This is a genomic window from Campylobacter concisus, from assembly GCF_050447485.1.
GTDB classification, from domain to species: Bacteria; Campylobacterota; Campylobacteria; order Campylobacterales; family Campylobacteraceae; genus Campylobacter_A; species Campylobacter_A concisus_BQ.
The window spans coordinates 1773154-1799364 of record NZ_JALMFY010000001.1; the positions used below are offsets into that span (position 1 = coordinate 1773154).

The window sequence follows — 26211 nt, forward strand, 5'->3', positions numbered from 1 at the left end:
CTTGTTAGCCAAAATTTGCTCTATTTTAGTTCGCCCCAGTTTTTGGCGATATTTAGCGATGTTTTAAGTGGCACATTTAGCGTGTAAATTTCTTCCATCGTCTTTTGTGTCGCCTTGCCAAATTCCTGCGTAAATTCGTCTTTGACCTCGAAAATTAGCTCGTCGTGGATCTGAAGTAGCATTTTTGCATTTTCATCTAAATTTGCTCTAACTTTTACCATCGCCATCTTGACAAGATCTGCCGCAGAGCCTTGAAAGACCGTATTTACCGCCTCGCGCTCAAACATAGCTATTTGCATAGGTGTGGCACTTTTAAAGTCAAAGTAGCGCCTTCTTCCAAGCAGCGTCTGCACAAAGCCCTCGTTTTTAGCTGAAATTTTTATGCTCTCCAAAAACTCTTTGATCGTCTCAAAAGCCTTGAAATAGCGCTCTATATACTCTTTTGCCTCAGCTCTTGTGATATTTACTTGATTTGCTAGTTTGCTTGAGCCCATGCCGTAAATGAGACCAAAATTTATACTCTTTGCCACGGCTCTATTTTGCCCGTCGCTGCTACCAAATATGCTAATAGCCGTCCTTGCATGGATATCCTCGTCATTTTTAAACGCCTCAAGAAGCGCAGGATCACAGCTAAAGTGAGCTAGTAGCCTAAGCTCGATCTGGCTGTAGTCAAGCCCCACAAAACTATACCCTTCGCGCGCTTCAAAGCACTCTCTGACGTCCTTTGCGAGGTTGCCACGAGCCGGGATATTTTGTAAATTTGGATTTTTGCTTGAAAGTCTGCCAGTACTCGTGCCAGTTTGCAAAAAGCTCGTGTAAATTCGTGAGCCCTCGTCCTTTTTCGCAAGCGCTAAAAGTGGCTCGCAGTAGGTGCTTTGCAGTTTATATAGCTCTCTGTAAGCTAAAATTTTTTCAATCACCGGATGAGCGTCTATGAGCTCAGCTAGCACGCTCTCATCGGTGCTATATCCTGTTTTTGTCTTCTTTTTGCTTGGAAGCTTTAGATGCTCAAAAAGTATGACACCAAGCTGTTTTACTGAGTTTATGTTGAAATTTTCGCCGCTTAGCTCGTAAATTTCACTTGTTAGCGCCTTTAGTTTGGTGTCGTTTTCAAGGATGAGCTTTTGCATTTTGGCTTCGTTTATCTTGATGCCGTTTTGCTCCATGTCAAAAAGCGTAAGGATAAAAGGAAACTCGTGCATATCGGCAAGGGTGAGTAAATTTTTATCAAGCGTGTTTTGAAAAGTTTTATAAAATTTAAGCGTTATCCAAGCGTCCTCAGCGGCGTATTTAGCGGCATTTTCTAGAGGCACATCGCCAAAAGTCTGCCCCTTTTTGACCATATCTTCAAATTTGATCGTGTCGTAGTCATAGAGCCTCTTTGCTAGCGCGTCCATGCCCACACTCGAGTTTGGATCGCTAAGCCACGCAAGTATCATCGTGTCTTTGAAATTTGCAGGCGGATTTAGCCCAAGGTTGTTTTTTACTATCTCAAAATCATATTTTAAATTTTGTCCGATCACGCAGCCTTTATAAATTTGTCCTACCGCCCAAGTGGCAAATTTTAGGTCTATTTGCTTTGGCGCGCCTAGGTAGTTGTGAGCTACCGGCACGTAGTAGGCGTCCTCGTCGTTAAAGCAAAAGCTAAAACCAACGATCTTTGCGCTCTTGCTATCAACGCCCGTGGTCTCGGTGTCAAAGGCGACGATGGTCTCTGGTGTGACGTCTGATAAGAGCTTTTCGATGCTTGCCTCATCAAGTAGTAAATTTGCTCTAAAGCCAAGTTTAAATTCAGCATTTTCCTCTTTTTGCAAACTCTTAAGAAGCCTGTTTAGATCGTACTCTTTTAAAATTTCTGAGATATTTATCAGAGGATTTTGCTCTGGAAATTTAGAGTGCTCAAGATCAAGCGAAGTGATGGCGTCATCAAATAGCGTGGCTAGCTTTTTGCTCAAAAAGGCCTCGTCCCTTGCGGCTGCTAGCATATTTTTGGTGCGTTCGTTTCTAACAAGGGCTAAATTTTCATAAATTCCCTCTAAGCTACCATACTCGGCTAAAAGCTTCTTAGCTCCCACTGCGCCGATACCTTTTACGCCTGGGATATTATCCGAGCTATCTCCTGCGATCGCTAAAAAGTCCCTAACCTGCGCTGGATAGACGCCATACTTTTCAAAGCAGCTAGCGCTATCGTGGTCGATCTTGCTTTGTGGGCTGTAGATGCTCACTTTGCCGTCTTCTATGAGCTGGTAAAGGTCTTTATCATGCGTGACTATTCGCACAAATATATCTTTATCTTTGCAAATTTTAACCGCACTTGCGATGATATCATCAGCCTCGTAGCCCTCGCGGCTAAGGCTGTAAAGTCCCATTTTTTCTATCATATCTATACAAACTGGCAGCTGCTCTTTTAGCTGTGCTGGCGGCTCGCTCCTGTTTGCCTTGTATTCGCCCAAAATTTCATGACGCAGGGTCTTGCCCTTGCTATCAAGTGCGAAGATGAGGTAGTCGCTTTGGTACTCGTCTTTTAGGCTTGCTATGAAATTTGCAAAGCCACTTATCATGCCACTTGGTTTGCCCTCGCGATTTTTAAGCCCGCTCATAGCGTAATAAAGCCTAAAAAAGAAGCCAAAAGTATCAATAATCGTAAGTGTTTTCATTCTCTATCCTTTTGCGCCATTTTATGAAATTTAGGCAAAAATTTGGCTGATTTTCTAAATTTATAAGATGCTAAAAACAAAGTGAGATTTTAAACGCAAAACAAATTTTAATCATTTAAAAGATATAATCCACCCTAAATTTAAAAACAAAAAATAGATAAATTTAAGGTAAAAAATGTTTATAGATAGCGTGAAATTAACCCTAAGCTCAGGCCATGGCGGAGCTGGTGCAGTAAGCTTTCGCCGCGAAAAGCACGTCATTTTAGGCGGCCCAGACGGCGGAGATGGCGGTGACGGCGGAGATGTCTATTTTGTCTGCGACAACAACACCCACACACTGGCAAACTACAAGGGCAAAAAGGCGATGAGAGCGAGCGACGGCGAGGCTGGCATGGGCAGACGCATGACTGGCAAAAAGGGTGAGAGCCTAGAGCTCATCGTGCCACCAGGAACGGCGGTCTATGACGCACAGACAAACGAGCTGCTTTGCGACATGGTAGAAGAGGGGCAAAGGACGCTATTTTTAAAAGGTGGCAAGGGCGGACTTGGAAATTTCCACTTTAAAAACTCTATCAACCAAGCCCCAGAGTACGCTCAAAAGGGCATGCCAGAAGAGAGCGTAGAGGTTAGGCTTGAGCTAAAGCTGATCGCTGACGTGGGTCTTGTTGGCTTTCCAAATGTTGGTAAATCAACCCTTATCTCAGCCGTCTCAAACGCCAAACCACAGATAGCAAACTACGAATTTACCACGCTTACGCCAAAGCTCGGACTTGTCGAGGTCGATCAGTTTAGTGGCTTTGTCATGGCTGACATCCCTGGTATCATTGAGGGAGCGAGCGACGGACGCGGCCTTGGCGTGCAGTTTTTAAAGCACATCGAGAGAAATAAAATTTTGCTTTTTATGATAGATAGTGCAAATTACAGAAGCATGAGCGAGCAGTTTAGCGTGTTAAAAGAGGAGGTCGCTAAATTTTCAAGCGTACTTGCTGGAAGGGACTATGCTATCGCGATCACCAGAGTCGATGCGGCGGAAAATTTAGATGAAAATATAAGCGAATTTATGAAAAGCATAAATTTAGAGCCAAATCAAGTTGGTAAATTTGTCTATAAGCAAGACCTATACAGCTTTGACGCCAAAAAACCATACTTTGTTTTGCCAATCTCATCAGCGACAAACGAGAACATCGACGAACTTAAATTTGCACTGCTTGAGCTGCTAAAAAAGGAGCTTTGAGTTGCGACTTTTTAGTGCTTTGAACTTAGAAATTTAAGAGTATAAAATGAAGAAAATTTTTTGCATTATGTTATTTTGCCTTGGTGCATATAGCTGCGAGCCAGCCGATCCAGCATATATGTTTTTGCATTACAATGACATAGACCGCGACGGCGCACTAAATTTAGATGAGTGGACGGCTTGTAAGGTGCCATCAGCGCTAAAAATAGCGCCAGATCTATGCACTAGTGATGAATTTAAAAGGCTAGATCTTGATCGTAGTGGCAAAGTTAGCGTTAATGAGCTAAGAAATTTAGTATTGCAAAAGATTAGCTGGCAGAAAGATCCATGCGCCTCTTGGCCGCCAAGCAGCAAAAACGCAGATCAAAATAAAAGTCGTTGAAATTTAAAGGAAAGTGATGAATGTAGTTTTTATGGGGACGCCTGATTATGCTGTTAGGATACTTAGGCACCTAAAAGAGGCTGGCTTTAACATAAAAGCGGTCTTTACCCAGCCTGATAAACCAGTTGGCAGAAAGCAAATTTTAACCCCAAGCGAGGTCAAAATTTACGCACAAAATGAGCTAGGAGGCGTGCCAGTCCTTACACCAAATACACTAAAAGATGAGGCGGTGGTTTCCGAGCTAAAGGCATTTGAGCCTAAATTTATCGTGGTGGCAGCTTATGGCAAAATTTTGCCTAGGAGTGTGCTTGACGTGGCAACTTGTATAAATTTACACGCTTCGATCTTGCCAAAATATAGAGGAGCTAGCCCCATTCAAAGCGCGATCCTAGCAGGCGAGAAGCAAACTGGCGTCACAGCTATGCTGATGGACGCTGGCCTTGATACTGGCGATATGCTAGACTTCATCTACACGCCTTGCGAGAGTAAGATGTCAAGCGAGCTTTTTAGTGAGCTTGGCGAGCTTGGCGGTGAGCTAATCGTAAAAGTGCTTAAAAATTTTGAAAATTTAAAGCCACAAAAGCAAGACGACGCGCAGGCCTCGCACTGCAAAAAGATAAGCAAGAGCGACGGGCTTTTTAGCTTTGACGAAGAGGCTGGGCAAATTTATAATAAATTTCGTGCGCTCACACCTTGGCCAGGGCTTTATCTAGCAAGCGGACTAAAAATTTTATCGCTTGAGCTAAGCGACAAAAGTGGCAAAAGCGGAGAAATTTTAAGCGTAGAAAAAGATCACGTTGTGGTAGCTTGTAAGGGTGGTGCAGTTAAAATTTACGAGCTTCAAGAGCCAAGCAAAAAGCCAACAAACGCAAAAGCATATATAAATGGTAAGCGTCTTAGTGTTGGCGACAAGATAGAGTAATAATCAAATTTAATAGGAGAAAATATGAAAAATGCGCTAAGTATAGCAGGTGTTGATCCAAGCGGCGGAGCCGGAGTTTTAGCTGATATAAAGGTCTTTATAGCACACGGCGTATATGCGATGGGAGCGATTACGGCGGTCACTGCTCAAAATACAAAGGGCATATTTGGCATGCAGTTAGTTGAACCAAAGCTCATCGAGGATCAGATAAGAGCGATATTTGATGATATAAGAGTTGATGTGATAAAAATAGGCGTTGTTCCAAGCGTTGAGATCATCAAAAGCATCGCAAAAACGCTAAGAGAGATCAAAAATTTACCGCCAGTCGTGCTTGACCCAGTCATGAGCTGTAAAAATGGCGACATCTGGCTAGAAGGTGCTGCAAAAGACGCCATCGTGGAGGAGCTTTTCCCGCTTGCTAGCGTGATCACGCCAAATATCTTTGAAGCGCGTGAAATTTTAAAGCGTGAGCTAAAGGGCGAGAGCGAGCTAAAAGAGGCTTGCAAGGAGCTTTTGAAATTTGGCACAAAGAGCGTTTATCTAAAGTGTGGCGAGCTTGACGGCAAGTCGCTTGATATATTTTATGATGGTAGCGAGTATGAAATTTTTAGCGATGAGCGCATAAAAACAACTGCTACTCACGGCTCAGGCTGCTCGCTATCAAGCGCGATCGCTTCAAATTTAGCAAATGGCCATAGTCTAAAAGAAAGCGTGAAAAACGCGCATGATTATATCTTTAATGCTATTAAAAACGCGGTCATCATCGGCGGCGGACAAAATCCGGTAAATCACTTCTATAAATTTAAGGTGTGATTTGAAGGTTGAGTTTATCCAAAGCCTGCCTTCGACGCAGGAATTTTTGATAGACGCCCTAAAAAACGGCGAGATAAAGCCCCCGCACATGGTCGTGGCATACAATCAAACAAAAGGGGTCGGCAGCCGTGGCAACAGCTGGGAGGGGCTTGGCGGAAATTTATTTATGTCATTTTGTGTAAGCGAAGATGAGCTGCCAAGCGACATACCTCCGCCCTCGATCTCGATATATTTTTCTATGTTGATGCGTGAAGTTTTGAGCGAACTTGGCTCAAAGTGCTGGCTAAAATGGCCAAATGATTTTTACGTGGACGAGCGTAAAATAGGCGGCACTTTGACAAATAAAGTGGATGAAATTTACATTTGTGGCATGGGGATAAATTTAGCTAATGCGCCCGAAAATGCGGGCATTTTAGACATAAAAGCTAGCGTAGAAGAGCTAGTTTGGGGCTTTGTTAGCATGCTTGATAAAAAGATTTTATGGAAGCCAATTTTTAGCAAATTTAGGATAGACTTTTGCAAGTCAAAAAGTTTTATTACGCATATTGCAAATAGAGCTGTTTCGCTTCAGGATGCTGAAATTTGCGAGGATGGAGCGATATTATTAAATGGGGAAAAGGTATATTCGTTAAGATGAGCGAGATAATAACAATAGCTAACCAAAAAGGCGGCGTTGGCAAGACCACAACGGCCGTAAATTTAGCCGCATCACTGGCAGTTGCTGAGAAAAAAGTATTATTAATAGATATCGATCCGCAGGCAAACGCGACGACAGGACTTGGTTTTAGCAGAAGCGACTACGAGTTTAACATCTATCACGTCTTAACAGATAGAAAAAAGCTCTCACAAATCGTACTAAAAACTGAGATCCCAACGCTTTTTTTAGCTCCGTCAAACATAGGACTTGTCGGCATCGAGCAAGAATTTAACGACCAAAGTAAGGACTATAAACTAATCCTTAAAAACAAAATTTCAGAAGTTGTGGGCGACTATGATTTTATCATCATCGATAGTCCTCCAGCACTTGGCAGCATCACGATAAATGCTCTTAGTGCAAGCGATAGTGTGATCATCCCGATCCAGTGCGAATTTTACGCACTTGAGGGCTTGGCGCAGATCCTAAACACTGTAAAGATCATCAAAAAAACGATAAATCCAAAGCTAAATATAAAGGGCTTTTTGCCAACGATGTTTAGCTCGCAAAACAATCTCTCAAAAGAGACCATTGCAAATTTAAAGCAGCATTTTGAAAATAAGCTCTTTAAGAGCAAGGACGGCAAGGATGAATTTGTTGTCGTTCCAAGAAACGTAAAACTTGCTGAAAGCCCAAGTTTTGGCAAGCCGGTGATACTTTATGATATAAAATCACCAGGCTCGATCGCGTATCAAAATTTGGCATATTGTATTTTAAACTAAAAAATAAGGAAAAAAATGGCGAAAAAAGGTGGATTAGGGCGCGGACTTAGTGCGATACTTGAAGATGTAGAGCAGGCCTACAGCAAAGAGATCGCAAATTTAAACGACTCTGAGATAGTCGAAGAGATAAATATAGATGAAATTTTACCAAACCCATACCAACCAAGAACGCATTTTGACGAAGAGGCCTTAAAAGAGCTAAGTGCCAGCATTAAAAGGCACGGTCTCATACAACCAATAATCGTCATCAAAAAAGATGACGGCTATATGTTAATAGCTGGTGAGCGAAGATACCGTGCTACAAAGATGCTTGGAGCAAGCAAGATAAAGGCGATCATCGCTGATATCAAGTCTCAAAATTTAAGAGAGCTTGCGCTTATAGAAAACATACAACGTGAAAATTTAAATCCAATCGAACTTGCAAAGTCATATAAAGAGCTCATAAACGAGTATAAGATCACACAAGATGGCCTAGCAAACATCATCCATAAGAGCAGAACTCAGATAACAAATACGATGAGACTTTTGCTGCTTAGCGACTATACGCAAAGACTTTTGCAAGAAGATAAGCTCACGCAAGGCCACGCTAAAGTCATCGTAGGACTTAGTAGCGAAGAAGAAAGAATGGTTGTTGATACGATCATTGGACAAAAACTAAGTGTTAGAGATACAGAAATTTTAGTAAAAAAGATAAAAAATAAAGAAGAAGTAAAAGAGCCAAAACCTCAAATTTCAGAAGAAATGAGCAAAAAACTATCAAATTTACAAGAAATTTTTAAAAATTTAAAGATAAAGACGAAAGTAAAATCTAAAAATTTAATATTAGAATTTAGCGATATTTCGCAGGTAGAAGAATTTATCGCTAAGCTAAAATAGAATTACAAATTTATTTTTATTTTTAGTAATTTATTGTAAAATCAGACTTTGATTTGAATATTAAATAAAACTTAATAACAAAATAAGGAGAGTGGATGTTAGAAATAGATGTGCCATTGATGCTTTTAACGGCTATCGTTTTCTTTGTCTTGATCGCCATTTTAAATCCTTTGCTATATAAGCCAATGCTCAAATTTATAGACGACAGAAATGCCTCTATAAAAAATGACGAAGAGAGCACTAGCAAAAATGCAAGCGACTTAAGCGTTCATGAAAAAGAGATCGAAGAGATCATACAAAATGCAAGATCTGAGGCTAACAAAATAAGACAAGAAGCCTTAAATTTGGCAAAGGAAGAGTCTTTAAAAGAGATAAATGCGGTAAAAAGTAGTTTAGATGCTGATTATAACGAATTCCTAAACGCTTTAAGCTCTCAAAAAGATAGCCTAAAGGCAGATCTATCAGCTAAACTACCTGAGCTTAGAGCAGCTTTAAACGCTAAGCTCTCTAAAATTTAAAGGAAATTTATGAAGATAAAAATTTTATTTTTTCTAGCACTTCCATTTCTAGCATACGCTAGCGAGCATGGTGGAACAAACTACGACATAGTCGAGAGAACGCTAAACTTCTTACTTTTCTTTGCTATTTTGGTCTATTTTGCTGCTAAGCCACTAAAAGCTCTTTATCAAAGCAGGATCGATAGGATCGCAAATAAGCTTGAGAGCATCCAAGAGAAGCTTCGTGAGTCAAAAGCCAAAAAAGATGACGTTTTAAAGCGTGTAGAAGAGGCTAAGCAAAATGCAAATGCTCTAATCGAAACTGCGAAAAAAGAGGCTGTAAATTTAGCTGCTAAAGTTAAAAAAGAGGCTCAAAACGATATCGCAAATATCGAAAAAGGCTACAAAGAGCAAAAAGAATTTGAAGAGCGCAAGATGACAAAAGGCGTTGTAAATGAAATTTTGAGCGACATTTTCTCAAGTGATAGCCTAAAAGTCGATCAAAAAGAGCTTGTAAATATCATACTTAAAAAGGTTAGCTAATGAATGAAGTAGTAGCTAAAAAATACGTAAAGGCGATCTTAAGCGACGTAAAGTCCAATGAGCTTAATGCATTTGTTGAAAATTTATCAGAGCTAGCTGCTGCTTTTGCTAGCGATAAATTTAAAAGTATTATAAGTTTGCCAACACTAAAGGCTTCACAAAAGGTTGAGTTTGTACTATCTTTGGTTAAAAATCAAGATGCTAAATTTGCAAATTTTATTAAGCTTCTTGGTGCGAACAAAAGACTAGAGCTTATACCTGCGATACTAGATGAGATAAAGATAGAGCAATCTTTGCTTGAAAATACATATCGCGGCGAAGTTGTTGGAAATTTTGATCTAAGCGCTGAGCAGCTAAAAGCTTTGGAAGAGAATTTCTCTAAGAAATTTAACTCTAAGATCAAGCTTGATGGCTCAAAGAGCGATTACAACGGTATAAAAGTTGAGTTAGACGATTTAGGTGTCGAGGTAAATTTCTCTATCGACAGACTAAAAAGTCAAATGAGTGAATATATATTAAAAGCAATTTAAAAAGGAGTGAAAGCGTGAGTGCAAAAATTAAAGCTGACGAAATTAGCACGATAATCAAAGAGCGTATTGAAAATTTTGATTTAAGTGTTGATGTAGAAGAGACCGGTAAAGTCATCTCAGTCGCTGATGGCGTTGCTAACGTTTATGGTTTGAAAAACGTTATGGCTGGTGAGATGGTTGAGTTTGAAAGCGGCGAAAAGGGTATGGCTCTTAACCTTGAAGAGAGCAGTGTTGGTATAGTTATCCTTGGAAAAACTAGCGGTATCACAGAAGGAAGCTCTGTAAAAAGACTTAAAAAACTTCTACGTGTGCCAGTTGGTGACGCATTGATCGGCCGTGTTGTAAATTCACTCGGTGAGCCAATCGACGCAAAAGGTCCAATCGAAGCTACTGAATCTCGTTTTGTCGAAGAAAAAGCAAAAGGTATCATGGCTAGAAAAAGCGTTCATGAGCCACTTCAAACAGGTATCAAAGCTATCGACGCACTTGTGCCAATCGGTAGAGGCCAAAGAGAGCTAATCATCGGCGACCGCCAAACTGGTAAAACAACAGTTGCTATCGATACTATCATCAACCAAAAAGGTCAAGATGTCATTTGTATCTATGTAGCTATCGGTCAAAAACAATCAACCGTTGCTCAAGTAGTTAAAAAACTTGAAGAATATGGCGCTATGGACTACACGATAGTTGTAAATGCTGGTGCTAGTGACGCAGCTGCGCTTCAATACCTTGCACCATACGCTGGCGTAACAATGGGTGAATACTTTAGAGATAACTCTCGCCACGCACTAATCATCTATGATGACTTGTCAAAACACGCGGTTGCTTACCGTGAGATGTCTTTGATCTTAAGAAGACCACCAGGTCGTGAAGCTTACCCGGGTGACGTTTTCTACCTTCACTCAAGACTTCTAGAAAGAGCAAGTAAGCTAAATGACGCGCTAGGTGCTGGATCTTTAACGGCTCTACCTATTATCGAGACTCAAGCGGGCGACGTTTCAGCTTATATTCCAACAAACGTTATTTCTATTACAGATGGTCAAATTTTCCTTGAAAGTGACCTATTTAACTCAGGTATCCGCCCAGCGATCAACGTTGGTCTTTCTGTTTCTCGTGTCGGTGGTGCAGCTCAGATCAAAGCTATCAAACAAGTATCTGGTACGCTAAGACTAGACCTTGCACAGTACCGCGAACTACAAGCTTTTGCTCAGTTTGCAAGTGACCTTGACGAGAGCTCAAGAAAACAACTAGAGCGTGGTCAAAAGATGGTTGAAGTGCTAAAACAACCTCCATATTCTCCGCTTCCAGTTGAGAATCAAGTAGTTATTATATTTGCTGGTGCAAAGGGCTATTTAGATGATGTTGCAACTGCAAATGTAACAAAATTTGAAGCTGAGTTATATCCATATATCGAGGCAAAATACCCTGAAATTTTTGAGCAGATCAGAACTAAAAAAGTTCTTGATAAAGAAGTAGAAGAAATTTTACATAAAGCGTTGAAAGATTTTAAAGCGACTTTTGCCGCTAACTAGGGCTAAGATATGTCAAATTTAAAAGATATAAAACGAAAGATCAAGAGTGTCCAGAACACTCAAAAGACGACGCGTGCGATGAAGCTTGTCTCTACAGCAAAGCTTCGCAAAGCTGAAGAGGCTGCACGCTACTCTAGAGTTTATGCACTTAAGATCAATGAGGTTTTATCAGAGATAGCTTATAAGATCAATCAATACGCTTCAGTTATGACTGAGAGTAAATTTTTTAACACAACAAAAAGTGTAGAAAAGGTTGATATTATATTTGTGACGGCTGATAAAGGACTTTGCGGTGGCTTTAATGTCCAGACTATAAAGACAGTTAGGCGCATGATCGATGAGCTAAAAGCCAAAAAGATTAAAGTTAGACTAAGAGCTGTTGGTAAAAAAGGTATAGAATTTTTCAATTTCCAAGGCGTTGAACTACTTGAGACTTATGTCGGAGCTAGCTCTTCTCCTACTTATGAAAAAGCTCAAAAGATCATAAAAGATGCCATTGATGACTTTACAAACGGCATAACAGATAAAGTAGTGCTAATACACAATGGCTATAAAAATATGATTTCTCAAGAGATTAGAGTAAATGATATTGTGCCTATTGAGCCGTCTAAGATAGTTGCGGTTGAGACAAATTCTTTGATGGAATTTGAACCAGAAGACAACTATACTAAGATTATGGATGAATTGCTCAATAAATATTTTGAGTATAGTATGTATTATGCTTTGGTTGATTCTTTGGCGGCTGAGCACAGCGCTAGAATGCAAGCTATGGATAATGCAACAAACAATGCTAAAGAGCGTGTAAAACAGTTAAATCTTGCTTACAACAAAGCAAGACAAGAGTCTATTACCACTGAGCTTATCGAGATTATCAGTGGTGTTGAATCAATGAAATAAAAGGAGTATGAATGAAGGGTGTTATTAGTCAAGTTATGGGCCCTGTGGTCGATGTTGACTTTAATGACTACTTGCCGAAGATCAATGAAGCTATCGAAGTTTTCTTTGAGGTTGAGGGCAAGAAACATAAACTAATATTAGAAGTTGCTGCTCACCTAGGTGATAATAGAGTTAGAACGATCGCTATGGATATGAGTGAGGGTCTGACTCGTGGCTTAGAGGCGAAAGCGCTTGGTGCACCTATAAGTGTGCCAGTTGGCGAAAAAGTTTTGGGTAGAATTTTTAACGTAGTTGGCGATTTGATCGACGAGGGCGAGGGTATAAATTTTGATAAGCACTGGTCTATCCACCGCGATCCTCCTCCATTTGAAGAGCAAAGCACAAAGAGTGAAATTTTTGAAACTGGTATCAAGGTAGTTGATCTTCTAGCTCCTTATGCAAAGGGTGGTAAAGTTGGTCTATTTGGTGGTGCTGGTGTTGGTAAAACGGTTATTATTATGGAGCTTATCCACAACGTTGCATTTAAACACAGCGGTTATTCTGTATTTGCAGGCGTTGGTGAGAGAACTCGTGAAGGAAACGACCTTTATCACGAAATGAAAGAAAGTAACGTTTTGGATAAAGTTGCCTTGTGCTACGGCCAAATGAACGAACCACCAGGAGCAAGAAACCGTATCGCACTAACTGGTCTTACAATGGCTGAGTACTTCCGTGATGAGATGGGACTTGACGTTTTGATGTTTATCGATAACATCTTCCGTTTCTCTCAATCAGGTGCAGAGATGTCAGCTCTACTTGGACGTATCCCATCAGCTGTTGGTTATCAGCCAACTCTTGCAAGTGAGATGGGTAAATTCCAAGAGAGGATCACATCAACCAAAAAAGGTTCGATCACATCTGTTCAAGCTGTTTATGTTCCAGCTGACGACCTTACAGACCCAGCTCCTGCGACTGTTTTTGCTCACCTTGATGCTACAACAGTTCTTAACAGATCGATCGCAGAAAAAGGTATATATCCGGCTGTTGATCCACTTGACTCAACATCAAGAATGCTCGATCCTCAAATTTTAGGAGCAGATCACTACAAAGTGGCTCGCGGCGTTCAAGCTGTGCTTCAAAAATATAAAGACCTTCAAGATATCATCGCTATCCTTGGTATGGACGAGCTTAGCGAAGAAGATAAGCTAACAGTTGATAGAGCAAGAAAGATAGAGAGATTTTTATCTCAACCATTCTTCGTTGCTGAAGTATTTACTGGCAGCCCTGGTAAATATGTAAGTCTTGACGAAAATATCGCTGGCTTTAAGGGAATTTTAGAAGGTAAATATGATCATCTACCAGAAGCAGCATTCTATATGGTCGGAAATATAGATGAGGCTTTAGCTAAAGCTGAAAAACTTAAGGCTTAAATTTAAAAAGGAAGCGTAATGGATAAAGTACATTTAGAAATCGTAACTCCTCAGGGTCAGATATTTAATGATGACGTGAGTAGTGTAGTGCTTCCAGGTAGCGAGGGTGAGTTTGGTGTTTTGCCAAACCACGCCTCATTAATATCTCTTTTAAAAGCAGGTATTATAGATATAGAAGATAAGCATAAAAAGCATGATGTAGTTGCTATCAACTGGGGCTACGCAAAGATCGATGAAGGCAAAGTAGTAATACTAGCTGACGGTGCGGTCTATGTCTCTGGCAATAGTGAAAGCGAGCTTGCAAATTCATTAGAAGCTGCTAGAAATTTGATAGAGAGTATGAGTAGTGATACAAATGCTTTTGCAGCAACTATATCAAAAATGGAAAATGTAGTGAGAGCAAGATAAGTGGGCGGAATAGATATATTTTTAAATTACATTCAAAGAAGTAGTTTTATTACAATTATAGTTTTAACTTGGTTGTCAATATATTTTATAGTTAGTTTTACAATTCTCTTTTCAAGAATGGCTGGCATAGGAGCTTGGCAAAAACGCGAGCAAAATGCGCTTGAAGCACTACTTATGGGCGCTAAAAATATACCAAATGACTCATCTTTAAAGAAGTGTGCAAGTGGTAGAATTTCGAAAGAAAAGCTAAATGTTTGCATAAGTATTGCCGAAAAAAATGCTACAAGTGGGCTTACATGGCTTAGCGTAATAGCTTCTACTTCTCCATTTATCGGTCTTTTTGGAACAGTCGTATCTATCTTGGAAACATTTTCGCAGCTAGGAAATGGTGCAGGCTCATCTCTTGGAGTTATAGCCCCAGCTATCTCTGAAGCGCTTGTCGCTACTGGATGCGGAATTTTTGTTGCGATCCCAGCATATACATTTAACTTGCTTATAAAAAGAAAAGCTTACGAACTAATGAGCGTTATCGAGCGTCAAGCTGACGTTATGATAGCACTTAAAAAAGATGACGAGACGTTATAGATGGCTCTTAAATTTGACGACGAAACACCAGAGTTAAACATAACGCCTCTTGTTGATATCATGCTTGTTTTGTTGGCTATTTTAATGGTTACAATGCCAACTATAACATATCAAGAAGATATAACATTGCCAGATGGCTCAAAGGCAAAAACATCTACGTCTAAACAAAAAGATCTTATAGTGTCTATAAATGCACAAGGACAAGTTAGGATAGATCAAAGTACAATGAGCCTTGCAGAACTTCCAGATAACATTGCACTAATGAGTGCAAAATATGACAAAACCTCGCCTATATACATAAAGGCTGATAAAAATTTAAAATACGATGATGTTATGTTTGTATTAAAGACTTTAAAAGGTGCTGGTTTTAATAAAGTAGCTTTAGAGACAAACGGTTAAGATGCCTAATAAAGTTAAATTTCCAACGCTTAGTTCATTTTTTGTAGCGTTTTGCATTTACATTATCATTGTGCTTGCTTTGTTTATAAAGCTTACTTTTTTTAGCGAACCTCCTAAAAAATATACTGATGACAAAGATGCTATTATGGACGTAGTTATGGTTGATAGAGAAGTTGATCAAACCATAAAAGCGCCAAAACAAGCAAAAGAGGTCGTAAAAGAGACAAAACCAGAACCTAAAAAAGAGTCAGAAGAAGACAAACAAGAGACTACAAATAAACCTGTTGTGCCAGATGAGCCATTACCAACCCCAAGCTTGCCAACTCCTCCAAAAGAAGAGCCAAAACCTGAGCCTAAGAAACCAGAACCAAAGTCTGAAATCCCAAAACCTAGTGAAGAGCCTAAAGAGGATGTTAAGCCAGAGCCAAAACCTGAGCCTAAACCTACGCCAAAGCCAGTTGAAAAGCCAAAACCAAAAGAGCCAAATATAAAAGATCTCTTTAGTGATATAGACTCGACTAAGCTTAAAAAAGATGATGGTATAAAAAAGGCTGAGAATAAAGTACAAAGCCGCAAAAAAAGCGAGGCTTCTAGCTCAAAAGCTGCAAAAGAGGCTAGCGACATCATCAAGAGCCTAAAGATAGATCAAAATCCAACAGCTCCAAAGTCACAAATGACAGGCACTTATGATCCGTTGATGGGAGCCATAACAAAGCAAATTCAAAGAAGATGGCAAAGCTATAAAGCTGACTCTGCAAACCTTGCCAAAGTAAAAGTCATGATAGATCAAAGTGGAAATTTTAGCTATGAAATTTTAGAGCTATCATATAATGAAGAGTTTAATGCAAAGGTTAGAGAGTGCCTGGAAAAGCTTACTGCAGAGAAATTTCCATTTAATCCAGACAAAAGTACTACTTTTAATTTAAATTTAGAAGATAAAATAAACTAAAATTTATAAATTTACGGAGTAGAGATGAAGAAAATTCTTCTTTTTTTGTGCGTTGCTCTAGGGCTTTATGCTGCTGATGCGACGATATCTGTTATAAACCAAGGTGTTGCTTTGCCAAAGATAGCTTTGCAAGATGCAACTACAGCTGTTAGTGATGCAGGCTTTAAAGATAAATTCTTTAAGATCATGCTAGGTGACTTGAAAGTTAGCTCAGACTTTGAGGTTATCGAAGATCACGTGCCTTCAACCTACGAGGGAACAGCAGCTACAAATACAATGAGTGACAAAGGTGTTGAGCTTATCTTTAGATATGCTCTTGAAGGCTCTATGGGCTCACCTCTTACTTTAAGAGTAAAACTCATCGACGCAAAGACTGCAACTACAAGGTATGAGAGAGTTTATAACATGCCTGATGGTGCAAAGTATCCGTTTTTGGCACACAAAAGTATAGTTGAGCTAACAAATGAGCTAAATTTACCACCAGTTGGCTGGATGGAGAAATTTATCATCCTAGCAAAATACACTTCGGCTCGCCAAAGCTCTATTATAGTGGCTGATTACACGCTTACATATCAAAAGACAATCGTAAGCGGTGGTCTAAACATCTTCCCTAAATGGGCAGGAGCTGATCAAAGTAAATTTTACTATACATCTTATGTGAATAACAAACCAACTTTGTTTAGATATGACCTAAATTCAGGCACAAAAACGAAGATAATCGACAGCGTTGGTATGCTTATAGCTTCAGACGTTAGCAAAGATGGAAGCAAAATTTTATTAACTATGGCGCCAAAAGATCAGCCAGATATTTTTATCTACAACACAGGTAGTAAGAATTTAACTCAGATAACAAACTATCCAGGCATTGACGTAAATGGAAATTTTGTAGATAATGACAGCAGAATAGTTTTTGTCTCAGATAGACTTGGATATCCAAACATCTTCGCAACACCTGCAACTTCAGGCGGAAGTGTTGAGCAAATGGTATTTCATGGTAAAAACAACAACTCAGTAAGCACTTTTGAAAACTATGTAGTTTATTCAAGTAGAGAGGCTAGTGGTGGTTTTAATATCTATCTGATCTCAACTCAAACAGATTTTATCCGTCAGCTTACAGCAAATGGTAAAAATAACTATCCAAGATTTTCAAGTGATGGTCAAAGTGTCGTATTTATCAAAGAACTTGGCGGTCAAAGCTCGCTTGGCGTTGTTAGATTAAATGAGAACAGAAGTTTCCAATTTCCACTAAAAGTAGGTAAAATTCAATCTATTGATTGGTAATATTCTGATAATATTTAAAAAAAATATGTTATAATTCGACCAAATTTTTCAAAAAGGATAAGGAATGAAAAAAGTAGTTCTAGCAAGTGTTGCAGTTGCAACTTTATTGTTGAGCGGTTGTAGCTCTAAAAACCCTGAAGTTGATATGAATGCAAATTCAAATCAATCTGCAGATAACTCAGGTAGCATGAGTGATGCTGATAGATTAGCAGCTCTTATCGCTAACATCGAGAGCCAAGTTAAAAGTGTATACTTTGACTTTGATAAATTTAATATCAAAGCTGATCAACAAGGTGTTGTTAGCTCAAATGCATCAGTATTCAACCAAGCTGACGCTCAAGCTCTTTCTATAAAAGTAGAAGGTAACTGCGACGAGTGGGGTACAGATGAGTATAACTATGCTCTTGGTCTAAAACGTGCTAAAAGTGCTAAAGACGCTCTTGTAAGAAATGGCGTTAGCGCTGATAGAATCGCTGTAGTAAGCTTTGGCGAAAGCAACCCAGTTTGTACAGACAAAACAAAAGCTTGCGACGCTCAAAACAGACGTGCAGATTTCAAAGTACTTCCTTAATCTGTAAGTAATAATGAATAAAAAAATAATCATTGCGGCTCTTCTTGGAGCCGCTTTCTCTATAGGTTCAGCTCAAGAAGTTTCAGCATTTGACGCAGGTAATATGGATAGCGCAAATCCATACGGACTAACAGATGATGAAAAGGCAACTCTAAGCAACAAAAGAAGCGTTCAAAATATTGAAGAAAACATGGATAATGTTTCAGAACAACTTCAAGGTTTGCAAAGCTTGATCGAGAGCATGAGTGCTAGAATGAACAAGCTTGAGCAAAGAATGAACGATATCGAAACCAAAGTCAATGGCGGTATAAGCGATTCTGGTGTAAGTTTAACATCATTAAAAGCTTATGTTGATGAGACTAGAGATATACAAGATAAAAACTATAAAAATATTACTGCTGCCTTAAATAAATTAGGTGCGATAATGGATAAAAACGCTGCTCAACCAAAGCAAAATGCAAATCCAAAACAACAAAATAAGCCAACTTCAAATTTCAGTGGCAAAAGCGACAAGGACATTTTAGCTGATGGCATTAAGCTTTTAAATTCTGGTAATAGCACAGAAGCAGCTGAATATTTTGAATACTTAAATAAAAAAGGCTATAAAACTGGTGCTTCAAATTATTATCTAGGCGAAGTTGCTTATAGTCAAAAATCATACAGCACAGCCATACAATACTATAAAAAAAGTATACAAAGTGAAGATAAGGCTGACTACACTCCAAAACTTTTGTATCACACAGCTATAAGCTTCGATAAGATCGGTGATACTCAAAGTGCAAATAGATTTTATAAGGCTTTAAAAGTAGGCTATCCAGATAGCAAAGAAGCCAAAGCTGCTCCCAACAGAAACTAAAATTTACTCTTTTTTAGATATAATCTCGCATTAATCAAAACTAAATTCCAAGGAGATTATTGTGAGTAAAGATCAAGTTATAACTATGTTTTATGAGCTAAAAGACGCTAATACTGGCGAAATTTTAGAGTCAAATATGCAAGAAGGTGGTCAAATTTCTTTTATTACAGGACATGGTCACATTATAGAAAAGCTTGAAGAAGAAGTTAGCAAACTAAAATCAGGCGACAAAGCTACTATAAATATCAAAGCAGCTGAGGGTTGTGGCGAATACAATAAAGACGCCATCCAATCACTTCCAAAAGAGCAATTTGCCGGTATAGACCTACATGAAGGCATGGAGCTTTTTGGTCAAAATGAAGATGGCTCAAGTGTTCGTGTTATCGTTAAAGAGATCAAAGATGACGAAGTGACAGTTGATTTTAACCACCCATACGCTGGCAAAGACTTGCTATTTAATGTTGAAATTTTAGAAGTTAGAGACGCGACTGAAGATGAAAAAGCAACTGGCATGGTAGCAGGTGCTCACACTTGCGGTTGTGGCGGACATGATCATGATCACGAGCATGAGTGTTGTGGCGGTCACGGACATGGCGAAGGTGGTTGCGGTTGTGGCGGTCACGGACATCATCACCACTAAGAAGCCAAAATGAAAAAATTTGCTTTTATTTTTGCGGGTCAAGGCTCGCAAAGTGTTGGCATGGGGAAAGATTTTTACGAAAATTACTCTTCGGCAAAACTTCTATTAAATGACGCTTGCAACGACATAGGCATCGATTTTGAAGAGCTTTTATTTACGCAAAATGATAAGCTAGATAAGACCGAATTTACTCAGCCAGCTATCGTTTTAAACTCGCTTATGAGCTACCTGGCATTTTCAAATTTCATAAAAGCCAAGCCAGAATTTAGCTTAGGCCATTCACTCGGAGAATTTACAGCTCTTGCCGTTAGTGGTGCATTTAGCTTTGTTGAAGCGATTAGGCTTGTAAATTTGCGTGGTAAATTTATGCAAGAAGCCTGCGTTGGCAAAGATGCTGGCATGATGGTGGTGCTTGGACTTAGCGATGAAGTCGTTGAGGAGATTTGCAAAAATGCACAGAATGAGGGCTTGCAAATTTACGCTGCAAACTACAACTGCGACGGTCAGATAGTAGTAGCTGGCGTGAGGTCTGACCTTGCAAAATACGAGGCAAAATTTAAAGAAGCAGGCGCAAAAAGAGCGATGCTTTTAAATATGTCAGTAGCTAGCCACTGCCAGATACTAGAGCCAGCTAGTGTTAAACTAGCAAACGAGCTTGAGGGCGTTGTGGCTGCGAATTTTGCCCCAGTCGTTTCAAACGTAAATGCAAAAATTTACACTGATAAAAATGAAGCGTTAGTTCTTTTAAAAGAGCAGCTAACGCATCCAGTTCGCTACAAGCAAAGCATCAAAAACTACGAAAACGAGGTTGATTGCTTTATCGAGCTAGGTGCTGCGACACTAAAAGGCATAAACAAAAAGATCACAGAAAAACCGACATACAGCGTTACTGACATGGCGAGCCTTGAAGAGGTTGTGAAGATTTTGGAGGAGAGATGATAGCGATACTTGGAGCGATGCAAGAGGAGATAACGCCGATCCTTGAGATGGTTGGCGAGTATAAAACTACCGAATATGCAAATAATAAATTTTATGAGGCAAACTACAAAGGCAAAGACCTAGTCATCGCCTACTCGAAGATCGGTAAGGTAAATGCGGCGATCACTGCGACCTTGATGATAGAGAGATTTAAGGCTTCAAAGCTGCTTTTTACAGGAGTTGCTGGCTCGCTTGATGAGAGCTTAAAGATAGGCGATATGCTATATGCCACTAGCCTTGTGCAGCACGATCTTGACATCACGGCGTTTGGTCATCCATACGGCTTTGTGCCGGGGACTAGCATATTTGTAAAAAGCGATGAGGGTCTAAATGAGCTAGCTAAAAATGTCGCTAGCAAAAAGGGCATGAGCCTAAATTCAGGTATCATCGCAACTGGCGATCAGTTCATCTGCGACAACGAGAAAAAAGAGTGGATCAAAAAGATATTTAACGCGAGTGCTACCGAGATGGAGGGTGCGAGCGTTGCGTTAGTTTGCGAGACGCTTGGCGTGCCGTTTTTTATACTTAGAGCCATCAGCGACGGAGCTGGCGAAGAGGCGGAATTTGACTTTGATAAATTCTTGCAAGACTCAGCAAACGTGAGCGCTAAATTTATCCTAGAAATGGTGGAGAGCTTATGATAGAGCTTAGCAAAAGGCTACTAAGGCAGGTTGGTCAGACAAACGCTAGATACAAGATGATAGAGGGTGGAGATAAGATCTTGCTCGGTCTTAGTGGCGGCAAAGATAGCCTCGCGCTCGCTCACGTGCTAAAGCACATCCAAAACGTCACACCTGAGAAATTTGAGTTTAAGGCGGTGACGCTAAGCTACGGCATGGGCGAGGACTACGCATATTTGACCGAGCACTGCAACGAGCATGGCATAGAGCACGAGGTGATAGATAGCTCGATATTTGAGATATCAAAGGAAAAGATCCGCAAAAATTCTAGCTTTTGCAGCTTTTTCTCGCGCATGAGAAGAGGCTATCTCTACACCTATGCGTTGCACCATGGCTTTAACAAGCTTGCGATCGCTCATCACTTGGACGACGCAGCCGAGAGCTTTTTTATGAATTTTACTTATAATGGTGCGCTAAGGACGCTTGCTCCAAAATACAGAGCCAAAAATGGCATCGTCGTGATCAGACCATTTATCTTTGTGCGTGAGAGACAGCTTCGCGAAAATGCGATCAAAAATGAGCTAAGAGTGGTCGGCGATGAGGCGTGTCCTGCGATGAGATTTGACGTGAAGATGCCACATGCGAGATATGAGACCAAGCAGCTTTTGGCAAATTTAGAAAAAGAAAATCCAAAGCTCTTTACTTCGCTTAAAGCAGCATTTGAAAATATCCACACAGATACATTTTTTGGCATCAATGAAGGCAGTGAAGAGTAAATTTAACTCTTCGTTTCTGCCCTTAAAGCTAAATTTACAACCAAATTTATTACAACACATCCAAAAAGTAAAAACTCATTTTGAAGTAGGAACACTCCTTGCTTACTAAATATAAATTTGATAAGCAAGGATCGTAAATGAGCATTTTTAGTGTTAGCACGCAAAAGTATAGCTCAGTAGCAACTGAAGCAAAAGCTAGAAAACTTCAAAAAGAGCAGTCTGAAAATGTCAAATTTCAAAACGCTCTTGCAAATAATGAAAAAACAAAAGACATTGCACAAAATTTACAAAGACTTGAGCTTACAAAAGATACACAACAAAGCATTTATAGCGTGAAATTTAAAGACAAAAACGAGCTTGGCTATCAAAGCGATAAGGCTGGCTTTATGGACGCTAGCTTTAATAAAGCAGCCGGCTTGCCACAGGACTTTAAGCTTCACAAAAGCACTATAAAAGAATTTCTAAACTTCGCAACAAAGCAAAATAATATAAATAGCGTCCTTTATAGCAACGCAAGCGGCAAGCTTTTTGACAATGATGTCTTTGAAAATATCGACATTGCAGACACGATAGGTCAGTATTACGCTATCTTTTCTCAGATAATGGGTAAGAGTTTAAATAAAGATAGTTTTACAAAGAGCGACTTAGCAAATCTGCCAAAAGGCTACATCTCGCAAGGGATGAAAGGTATCGATTTTAACGCAGATTTGAGCGATAGATCAAATATTGATTTTTTAAATAGTCGCAAAAACGAGGTCGTGACAAACATCTTTAGTAGCGAAGATGAAATGAAGCTCGCATCAAATTTAAGCGAAGATCTATCAAAACTAGGCATAAAAACAAACCTTAAAAAGCTAAATTTTGCAAATTTAGAGCAAGAAAACACTGGTGGCTTTAACCCAGACCTCTCTTACTATAAAACGGAGTCTGGTTACAAAAAAGAGGCTTTGTTTATTAGCTTTTTAAAGTCAGAAAACCCTGCGATCCTAGAGGGTGGGGAGACTGCGCTAAAGCCTGAGGTCTTGCTAAATAACGCTTTCATCGCTGCCCAGACCAAAGATCATAGAAGCAAAAGCTTGAGCGATGTGGCTAGCCTTAAAAAGCTAGCAGAAGATAGAGAAAATTTTAAAAATTTAGTGCTTGAGCTACTAAAAAATAGCACCGTAAAGCCAAGCGAGGATAATATAAATTTAGCTTTTAACGAGCTAAATCAAATTTATGCTTTAGGCAGACAAAAGTAGTTTAGGCATCTCTTAAGATCGGCATTTGCTCTAGCTAAAGTAGCTAAATTTACTAGGTAAATCTTTTCATAAAAAAGACGATATCTTTGGTGTGAGTTAAAGCTAAAAGGATCTAATATGATAAACACACTTGGTAGCTACCCCTTGAATTTAGAGCAGAATATAAAGGTATCAACCAAAGTTTCTACCAACCAAACCAGCTCAGAGGTTTTAGGCTACAAGGTAGATAAAGATGGCTACTTTACAGATGAGTTTAACAAGCAAGCTGGCATACCAAGCGGATATAAAATTCACTCAAGCACGCTGGAGTCGTTAGTAAGGATAGAGACGCAGTCTGACTATATGCAAAGGGCTTTTGACAGCATCGATATACTAAAAACCGTAAATAATGCCTACAAAATCCTCTCCCAAGTAGTTGGCGAAGACACACTAAATTCAAAAGATAGCTTTAGCTTAGATGAGATAAGAAATTTCCCTCAAGGCTTTTCTTATAACCGCCAAAGTATGCAAGTAACCAAGATCCATAACTCCATTCATGAATTTGGCTCGGCTGCGGCTGATTTTAACGGCAAAGAGTCAAATAAGCAGATGATAAGCACGCTTTTTTTCAACCCAAGCTTTGATGGTGGAGACGGCAGGCAGCCACTAAAGCCAACAACAGATATCTTTAATAACAACAATGGCGGCAAGGAGAGTGTGGGAAGTGGTGTATTTATGGATCCGCATGGAGAGAAATACACAAATAAAGACGGCTCTATAACCAAAGGCGGACTTATAGCAGCTGTCATAAACAACAACCTTGATGTAAGAGAGGGCGAGACAACCGCAAGAGGCAAGAGAGAAGGCTATGATAAGAGCGTAGATAGCAAGGAATTTAATAGGGCATTTGAGCTGTTTGAACTTATGGGCGAGATGAAATTTGGACCTGGCTTTATAAATGCTACCGATAACGATATAGCAGGTATGCCTAAATATATGCAAGATCACATTAGATCTAAAAGAGACTTTATCTATATCGACTTACAAAGTGGCTTTGTGAGCACTCCTGAAGATAGACGTAGGGGATATGAAGAAGACGAACTCTCATTTAAAAAGATGATGGAGCATAATCTAAAAATGCTAAAGCTACTCTTTGGTGAGATAGACAAAGACGGCAAAAAGAGCAAAGACTTTATGGATAGCTTTTTGAAATTTAGCATGCCACCTTTAAATTTAGTAAAAGAGCTAAATGAAAACCAAGCTGGAAAATACCTAATAGATATGCTTGGTATAAAAAGAGACATTGATATAAAGGCGTAAAGGGGAGTTTAAAATGATAACTAGCATAAACGGACTTAGCAATACACCAATACAAGATAACACTATCCAAAAAGAAAATGCAAAAATGTCAAAGGAGCAAGAAAAGGCTCTAATAGATAAACTAATGCACAAACCACTTGTAGAAGTATTGCCAAAATTTATTGATATAGATGAAAGTAAAGAGGGCTGGATAACGGATGCTATAAACAAGATAGATACTATACTTTCTAAGAAATATGACTTTACTATCGAGCAAAGACGTGCGCTGATAGCAAAATATCCAGAAAACATGGAAGAGCTTGAGATTAGTGTCTTACAAGGACACATGGACTGGTTGCTTTCTAACTCAGTAGATGGCAAGCCAACAATATCTGGGCTAATGGTTGGTATCGGCACAAAAGAAGAAGAGGCTGAGCTAGAAGATTTTATGAACTCGTTTCCTGAAGATACAATGATGAGTAATGATGGTGCTAGATTGTTTGCTAGAGCTGATCTAAGCATAGAAGAGTTTAAGAAGCTTTATAGAGAAGACGTAGAAAAAACTACAAAAGAGCATAAAGAATTTCTAGCTAAACTACACAAAGAAGAACAAGAGTACAATGCAAATTTTGCCAAAGAGCAAAGTGAGAAGAAATTTAAGCCTATGCAGGTTAAGAAGAAGTATGAGACTTATGATATAAATAAGGATCAAAAATTTCTCTATGCAAGAGAGCTTTTAAATTTCAAAGAAAAAAGAGGCATAGACGTCTTAGAGCTTATGCAAAAGATAGACAAGAAGCAAATTTTAAATAAGATGGCTTGATAGGTAAAGCAGAACGAGGATCACCATCTAACTTGTTACAAGATAACATAGCAGTGGCTTGCGCTAGATACTAAAGATAAAGTTAAACCTTTTTATCGACAACCTTTTTACCATTTTCTTCAAGTTTTTGCATGATACGAAGCACGTCTATCCCACGTTCTCTCTCAAGTTTTTGAAGCTTAAGTAAATATGAAAATTTCTCATCCTTAGTAATGTCATAAGTTTCAGTGTTTTTGCTTTCAGCTTGGATAGGAGTAAATTTTTTCTCTTTGGTGTCGTCTTTTTCTTCTTCAACGCTCTCTATATCCTGAAGACCTTTTTCATTTATCTCTTTTAGTATATTGACAGCATTTTTAGCATCTTCGCCAGATAAAGTTATATTAAACCGCTCTTTTAGTGCATATTTAGCCCACTCCTCTTTAAACTCATCAACACTCATATCGCTATCAAGCAGATCAACAGTCCTTGAGTTTTGCATAAATAGCAGTTGGCGATTGCCACGATACTCATTTAAAAATTCATTTACAGTATAGGCGGTATCTCTTAAAATTTTTGGCTTATCATTGTCTGGTTTTGCTTGCTGACCTTGTATGTATTCTACAAATAAACCTTTGCTTTCATTTATGAAATTTTTAAGATCTGATAGCTGCTCGCTTGTAAAATCAGGATCATAGCCTCTAAGCTTTCCTATGATAGTGACTTTTGCTTCATTGCCTTTTGTAAAGCCAGATAGCGGATATATATGTCTATCATAAGCCTCGGCTTGAGCTTTTCTATCTAGCCTTGCATATTTAGGAAAGCTCATACCATATCCCATATTGTTATCAAGGATCTCGTTTATATCGTTAAATTTAAAGCCCATCTCACTAGCTATATGCTCTCTAGACAGATAAGGATATGGTGAGCTAGAAATTTGCATTTTACTATCCTTAGTAAGTTTAAACTACTCAACTATTTTTCAAAATTTGTTTGAGTGAAAATTTCTTAGTTTGTAAATCGACCTTTCAACAATTTAGTTTATATATGACTTCTCTCTACACAAAATGCTCCCCTGTTGATAAAAATTTACGGCACAACTTTTGCTTACTCTTTGAAGCT

General features: G+C 39.2%; 29 protein-coding genes. 27 read left to right on the plus strand and 2 right to left on the minus strand.

Going from position 1 to position 26211, the window contains the following annotated elements:
• Positions 1–20 precede the first annotated feature (20 nt).
• The gene (gene polA, locus MTT29_RS08970; RefSeq protein WP_429800389.1) at positions 21–2657 is read right to left on the minus strand and encodes a DNA polymerase I; all 2637 of its coding nucleotides are present in this window, start codon (positions 2655–2657) and stop codon (positions 21–23) included.
• A gap of 175 nt (positions 2658–2832) precedes the next feature.
• Here polA and obgE point away from each other — a divergent pair, with 175 nt between their 5' ends.
• The 27 genes from obgE to MTT29_RS09105 all read left to right on the plus strand — a co-directional run bounded on the left by obgE (position 2833) and on the right by MTT29_RS09105 (position 25113).
• Positions 2833–3891 (plus strand): GTPase ObgE, encoded by a 1059-nt coding sequence (gene obgE / locus MTT29_RS08975; RefSeq protein WP_429800390.1) that lies wholly within the window; start codon positions 2833–2835, stop codon positions 3889–3891.
• 46 nt (positions 3892–3937) lie between these two features.
• Positions 3938–4273, plus strand: a complete 336-nt coding sequence (locus tag MTT29_RS08980) for a hypothetical protein (protein WP_429800391.1) — start codon at positions 3938–3940, stop codon at positions 4271–4273.
• Between the two features lie 16 nt (positions 4274–4289).
• Positions 4290–5195: a methionyl-tRNA formyltransferase gene (fmt, locus tag MTT29_RS08985; protein ID WP_429800392.1), complete on the plus strand. Its 906-nt coding sequence runs from the start codon at positions 4290–4292 to the stop codon at positions 5193–5195.
• 24 nt (positions 5196–5219) lie between these two features.
• Positions 5220–6008, plus strand: coding sequence for a bifunctional hydroxymethylpyrimidine kinase/phosphomethylpyrimidine kinase (gene thiD, locus MTT29_RS08990; protein ID WP_429800393.1), 789 nt, complete (start codon positions 5220–5222; stop codon positions 6006–6008).
• 1 nt (position 6009) lies between these two features.
• Complete coding sequence (locus MTT29_RS08995) at positions 6010–6645, plus strand: biotin--[acetyl-CoA-carboxylase] ligase (protein WP_429800394.1); 636 nt, start codon at positions 6010–6012, stop codon at positions 6643–6645.
• Positions 6642–7424: a ParA family protein gene (locus MTT29_RS09000; RefSeq protein ID WP_087582696.1), complete on the plus strand. Its 783-nt coding sequence runs from the start codon at positions 6642–6644 to the stop codon at positions 7422–7424. The genes MTT29_RS08995 and MTT29_RS09000 overlap by 4 nt, the downstream gene beginning before the upstream one ends.
• A gap of 15 nt (positions 7425–7439) precedes the next feature.
• Positions 7440–8300, plus strand: coding sequence for a ParB/RepB/Spo0J family partition protein (locus MTT29_RS09005; RefSeq protein ID WP_009294347.1), 861 nt, complete (start codon positions 7440–7442; stop codon positions 8298–8300).
• A 95-nt stretch (positions 8301–8395) separates the two neighbouring features.
• Complete coding sequence (locus MTT29_RS09010; protein ID WP_429800395.1) at positions 8396–8818, plus strand: FoF1 ATP synthase subunit B'; 423 nt, start codon at positions 8396–8398, stop codon at positions 8816–8818.
• Between the two features lie 9 nt (positions 8819–8827).
• Positions 8828–9340, plus strand: coding sequence for a F0F1 ATP synthase subunit B (locus MTT29_RS09015; protein WP_012001332.1), 513 nt, complete (start codon positions 8828–8830; stop codon positions 9338–9340).
• The gene (locus MTT29_RS09020; protein WP_429800396.1) at positions 9340–9870 is read left to right on the plus strand and encodes a F0F1 ATP synthase subunit delta; all 531 of its coding nucleotides are present in this window, start codon (positions 9340–9342) and stop codon (positions 9868–9870) included. The genes MTT29_RS09015 and MTT29_RS09020 overlap by 1 nt, the downstream gene beginning before the upstream one ends.
• 14 nt (positions 9871–9884) lie before the next feature.
• A complete protein-coding gene (atpA, locus tag MTT29_RS09025) occupies positions 9885–11402 on the plus strand; it encodes a F0F1 ATP synthase subunit alpha (protein WP_009294343.1) in 1518 nt (505 codons plus the stop codon).
• 9 nt (positions 11403–11411) lie between these two features.
• Complete coding sequence (gene atpG, locus MTT29_RS09030) at positions 11412–12299, plus strand: ATP synthase F1 subunit gamma (RefSeq protein WP_103567600.1); 888 nt, start codon at positions 11412–11414, stop codon at positions 12297–12299.
• A gap of 11 nt (positions 12300–12310) precedes the next feature.
• The gene (gene atpD, locus MTT29_RS09035) at positions 12311–13708 is read left to right on the plus strand and encodes a F0F1 ATP synthase subunit beta (protein ID WP_002939420.1); all 1398 of its coding nucleotides are present in this window, start codon (positions 12311–12313) and stop codon (positions 13706–13708) included.
• A gap of 18 nt (positions 13709–13726) precedes the next feature.
• On the plus strand, positions 13727–14116 hold the full coding sequence (atpC, locus tag MTT29_RS09040) for an ATP synthase F1 subunit epsilon (RefSeq protein ID WP_429800397.1): 390 nt from the start codon (positions 13727–13729) through the stop codon (positions 14114–14116).
• Positions 14117–14701, plus strand: coding sequence for a MotA/TolQ/ExbB proton channel family protein (locus tag MTT29_RS09045; protein WP_009294341.1), 585 nt, complete (start codon positions 14117–14119; stop codon positions 14699–14701). It abuts the gene before it with no gap.
• The gene (locus MTT29_RS09050) at positions 14702–15100 is read left to right on the plus strand and encodes a biopolymer transporter ExbD (protein ID WP_002939405.1); all 399 of its coding nucleotides are present in this window, start codon (positions 14702–14704) and stop codon (positions 15098–15100) included. It begins immediately after the preceding gene.
• 1 nt (position 15101) lies between these two features.
• Positions 15102–16049, plus strand: coding sequence for a TonB C-terminal domain-containing protein (locus tag MTT29_RS09055; protein ID WP_429800398.1), 948 nt, complete (start codon positions 15102–15104; stop codon positions 16047–16049).
• A 24-nt stretch (positions 16050–16073) separates the two neighbouring features.
• Positions 16074–17330 (plus strand): Tol-Pal system protein TolB, encoded by a 1257-nt coding sequence (tolB, locus tag MTT29_RS09060; RefSeq protein ID WP_429800399.1) that lies wholly within the window; start codon positions 16074–16076, stop codon positions 17328–17330.
• 64 nt (positions 17331–17394) lie between these two features.
• On the plus strand, positions 17395–17901 hold the full coding sequence (locus MTT29_RS09065) for an OmpA family protein (protein WP_002939415.1): 507 nt from the start codon (positions 17395–17397) through the stop codon (positions 17899–17901).
• Positions 17902–17914: 13 nt separating this feature from the next.
• Entirely contained in the window at positions 17915–18757 is an 843-nt protein-coding gene (locus MTT29_RS09070; RefSeq protein ID WP_002939416.1) for a tetratricopeptide repeat protein, read from the plus strand.
• 55 nt (positions 18758–18812) lie between these two features.
• Positions 18813–19397 carry an FKBP-type peptidyl-prolyl cis-trans isomerase gene (locus MTT29_RS09075; RefSeq protein WP_223154902.1) on the plus strand — a complete coding sequence of 195 codons (585 nt, stop codon included), beginning with the start codon at positions 18813–18815 and terminating at the stop codon, positions 19395–19397.
• Positions 19398–19406: 9 nt separating this feature from the next.
• Positions 19407–20336: an ACP S-malonyltransferase gene (gene fabD, locus MTT29_RS09080; RefSeq protein WP_429800400.1), complete on the plus strand. Its 930-nt coding sequence runs from the start codon at positions 19407–19409 to the stop codon at positions 20334–20336.
• Complete coding sequence (locus MTT29_RS09085; protein WP_429800401.1) at positions 20333–21016, plus strand: 5'-methylthioadenosine/adenosylhomocysteine nucleosidase; 684 nt, start codon at positions 20333–20335, stop codon at positions 21014–21016. The genes fabD and MTT29_RS09085 overlap by 4 nt, the downstream gene beginning before the upstream one ends.
• Complete coding sequence (locus MTT29_RS09090) at positions 21013–21771, plus strand: tRNA 2-thiocytidine biosynthesis TtcA family protein (protein ID WP_429800402.1); 759 nt, start codon at positions 21013–21015, stop codon at positions 21769–21771. Before MTT29_RS09085 ends, MTT29_RS09090 begins: the two co-directional genes overlap by 4 nt.
• Before the next feature lie 137 nt (positions 21772–21908).
• Positions 21909–23012 (plus strand): Cj0814 family flagellar-dependent secreted protein, encoded by a 1104-nt coding sequence (locus MTT29_RS09095; RefSeq protein ID WP_429800403.1) that lies wholly within the window; start codon positions 21909–21911, stop codon positions 23010–23012.
• A gap of 117 nt (positions 23013–23129) precedes the next feature.
• The gene (locus tag MTT29_RS09100) at positions 23130–24311 is read left to right on the plus strand and encodes a Cj0814 family flagellar-dependent secreted protein (RefSeq protein ID WP_429800404.1); all 1182 of its coding nucleotides are present in this window, start codon (positions 23130–23132) and stop codon (positions 24309–24311) included.
• Between the two features lie 13 nt (positions 24312–24324).
• Entirely contained in the window at positions 24325–25113 is a 789-nt protein-coding gene (locus MTT29_RS09105; RefSeq protein WP_429800405.1) for a cell surface protein, read from the plus strand.
• An 82-nt stretch (positions 25114–25195) separates the two neighbouring features.
• Here the strand turns inward: MTT29_RS09105 and MTT29_RS09110 are convergent, their stop codons facing one another.
• A complete protein-coding gene (locus tag MTT29_RS09110) occupies positions 25196–26032 on the minus strand; it encodes a hypothetical protein (RefSeq protein ID WP_429800406.1) in 837 nt (278 codons plus the stop codon).
• Positions 26033–26211: the final 179 nt, after the last annotated feature.

Excerpts from the sequence above, each read along its gene's own strand:
- MTT29_RS09050 (WP_002939405.1), top strand. The coding sequence starts at position 14,702 with ATGGCTCTTAAATTTGACGACGAAACACCAGAGTTAAACATAACGCCT.
- polA (WP_429800389.1), bottom strand. The coding sequence starts at position 2,657 with ATGAAAACACTTACGATTATTGATACTTTTGGCTTCTTTTTTAGGCTT.
- thiD (WP_429800393.1), top strand. The coding sequence starts at position 5,220 with ATGAAAAATGCGCTAAGTATAGCAGGTGTTGATCCAAGCGGCGGAGCC.
- MTT29_RS09005 (WP_009294347.1), top strand. The coding sequence starts at position 7,440 with ATGGCGAAAAAAGGTGGATTAGGGCGCGGACTTAGTGCGATACTTGAA.
- MTT29_RS09010 (WP_429800395.1), top strand. The coding sequence starts at position 8,396 with ATGTTAGAAATAGATGTGCCATTGATGCTTTTAACGGCTATCGTTTTC.
- atpD (WP_002939420.1), top strand. The coding sequence starts at position 12,311 with ATGAAGGGTGTTATTAGTCAAGTTATGGGCCCTGTGGTCGATGTTGAC.
- MTT29_RS09105 (WP_429800405.1), top strand. The coding sequence starts at position 24,325 with ATGATAACTAGCATAAACGGACTTAGCAATACACCAATACAAGATAAC.
- MTT29_RS09110 (WP_429800406.1), bottom strand. The coding sequence starts at position 26,032 with ATGCAAATTTCTAGCTCACCATATCCTTATCTGTCTAGAGAGCATATA.
- fabD (WP_429800400.1), top strand. The coding sequence starts at position 19,407 with ATGAAAAAATTTGCTTTTATTTTTGCGGGTCAAGGCTCGCAAAGTGTT.
- tolB (WP_429800399.1), top strand. The coding sequence starts at position 16,074 with ATGAAGAAAATTCTTCTTTTTTTGTGCGTTGCTCTAGGGCTTTATGCT.
- MTT29_RS09070 (WP_002939416.1), top strand. The coding sequence starts at position 17,915 with ATGAATAAAAAAATAATCATTGCGGCTCTTCTTGGAGCCGCTTTCTCT.
- atpC (WP_429800397.1), top strand. The coding sequence starts at position 13,727 with ATGGATAAAGTACATTTAGAAATCGTAACTCCTCAGGGTCAGATATTT.
- MTT29_RS09055 (WP_429800398.1), top strand. The coding sequence starts at position 15,102 with ATGCCTAATAAAGTTAAATTTCCAACGCTTAGTTCATTTTTTGTAGCG.
- fmt (WP_429800392.1), top strand. The coding sequence starts at position 4,290 with ATGAATGTAGTTTTTATGGGGACGCCTGATTATGCTGTTAGGATACTT.
- MTT29_RS09100 (WP_429800404.1), top strand. The coding sequence starts at position 23,130 with ATGATAAACACACTTGGTAGCTACCCCTTGAATTTAGAGCAGAATATA.
- MTT29_RS09000 (WP_087582696.1), top strand. The coding sequence starts at position 6,642 with ATGAGCGAGATAATAACAATAGCTAACCAAAAAGGCGGCGTTGGCAAG.
- MTT29_RS08980 (WP_429800391.1), top strand. The coding sequence starts at position 3,938 with ATGAAGAAAATTTTTTGCATTATGTTATTTTGCCTTGGTGCATATAGC.
- MTT29_RS09015 (WP_012001332.1), top strand. The coding sequence starts at position 8,828 with ATGAAGATAAAAATTTTATTTTTTCTAGCACTTCCATTTCTAGCATAC.
- obgE (WP_429800390.1), top strand. The coding sequence starts at position 2,833 with ATGTTTATAGATAGCGTGAAATTAACCCTAAGCTCAGGCCATGGCGGA.
- atpG (WP_103567600.1), top strand. The coding sequence starts at position 11,412 with ATGTCAAATTTAAAAGATATAAAACGAAAGATCAAGAGTGTCCAGAAC.
- MTT29_RS09085 (WP_429800401.1), top strand. The coding sequence starts at position 20,333 with ATGATAGCGATACTTGGAGCGATGCAAGAGGAGATAACGCCGATCCTT.
- MTT29_RS09065 (WP_002939415.1), top strand. The coding sequence starts at position 17,395 with ATGAAAAAAGTAGTTCTAGCAAGTGTTGCAGTTGCAACTTTATTGTTG.
- MTT29_RS09090 (WP_429800402.1), top strand. The coding sequence starts at position 21,013 with ATGATAGAGCTTAGCAAAAGGCTACTAAGGCAGGTTGGTCAGACAAAC.
- MTT29_RS09095 (WP_429800403.1), top strand. The coding sequence starts at position 21,909 with ATGAGCATTTTTAGTGTTAGCACGCAAAAGTATAGCTCAGTAGCAACT.
- MTT29_RS09020 (WP_429800396.1), top strand. The coding sequence starts at position 9,340 with ATGAATGAAGTAGTAGCTAAAAAATACGTAAAGGCGATCTTAAGCGAC.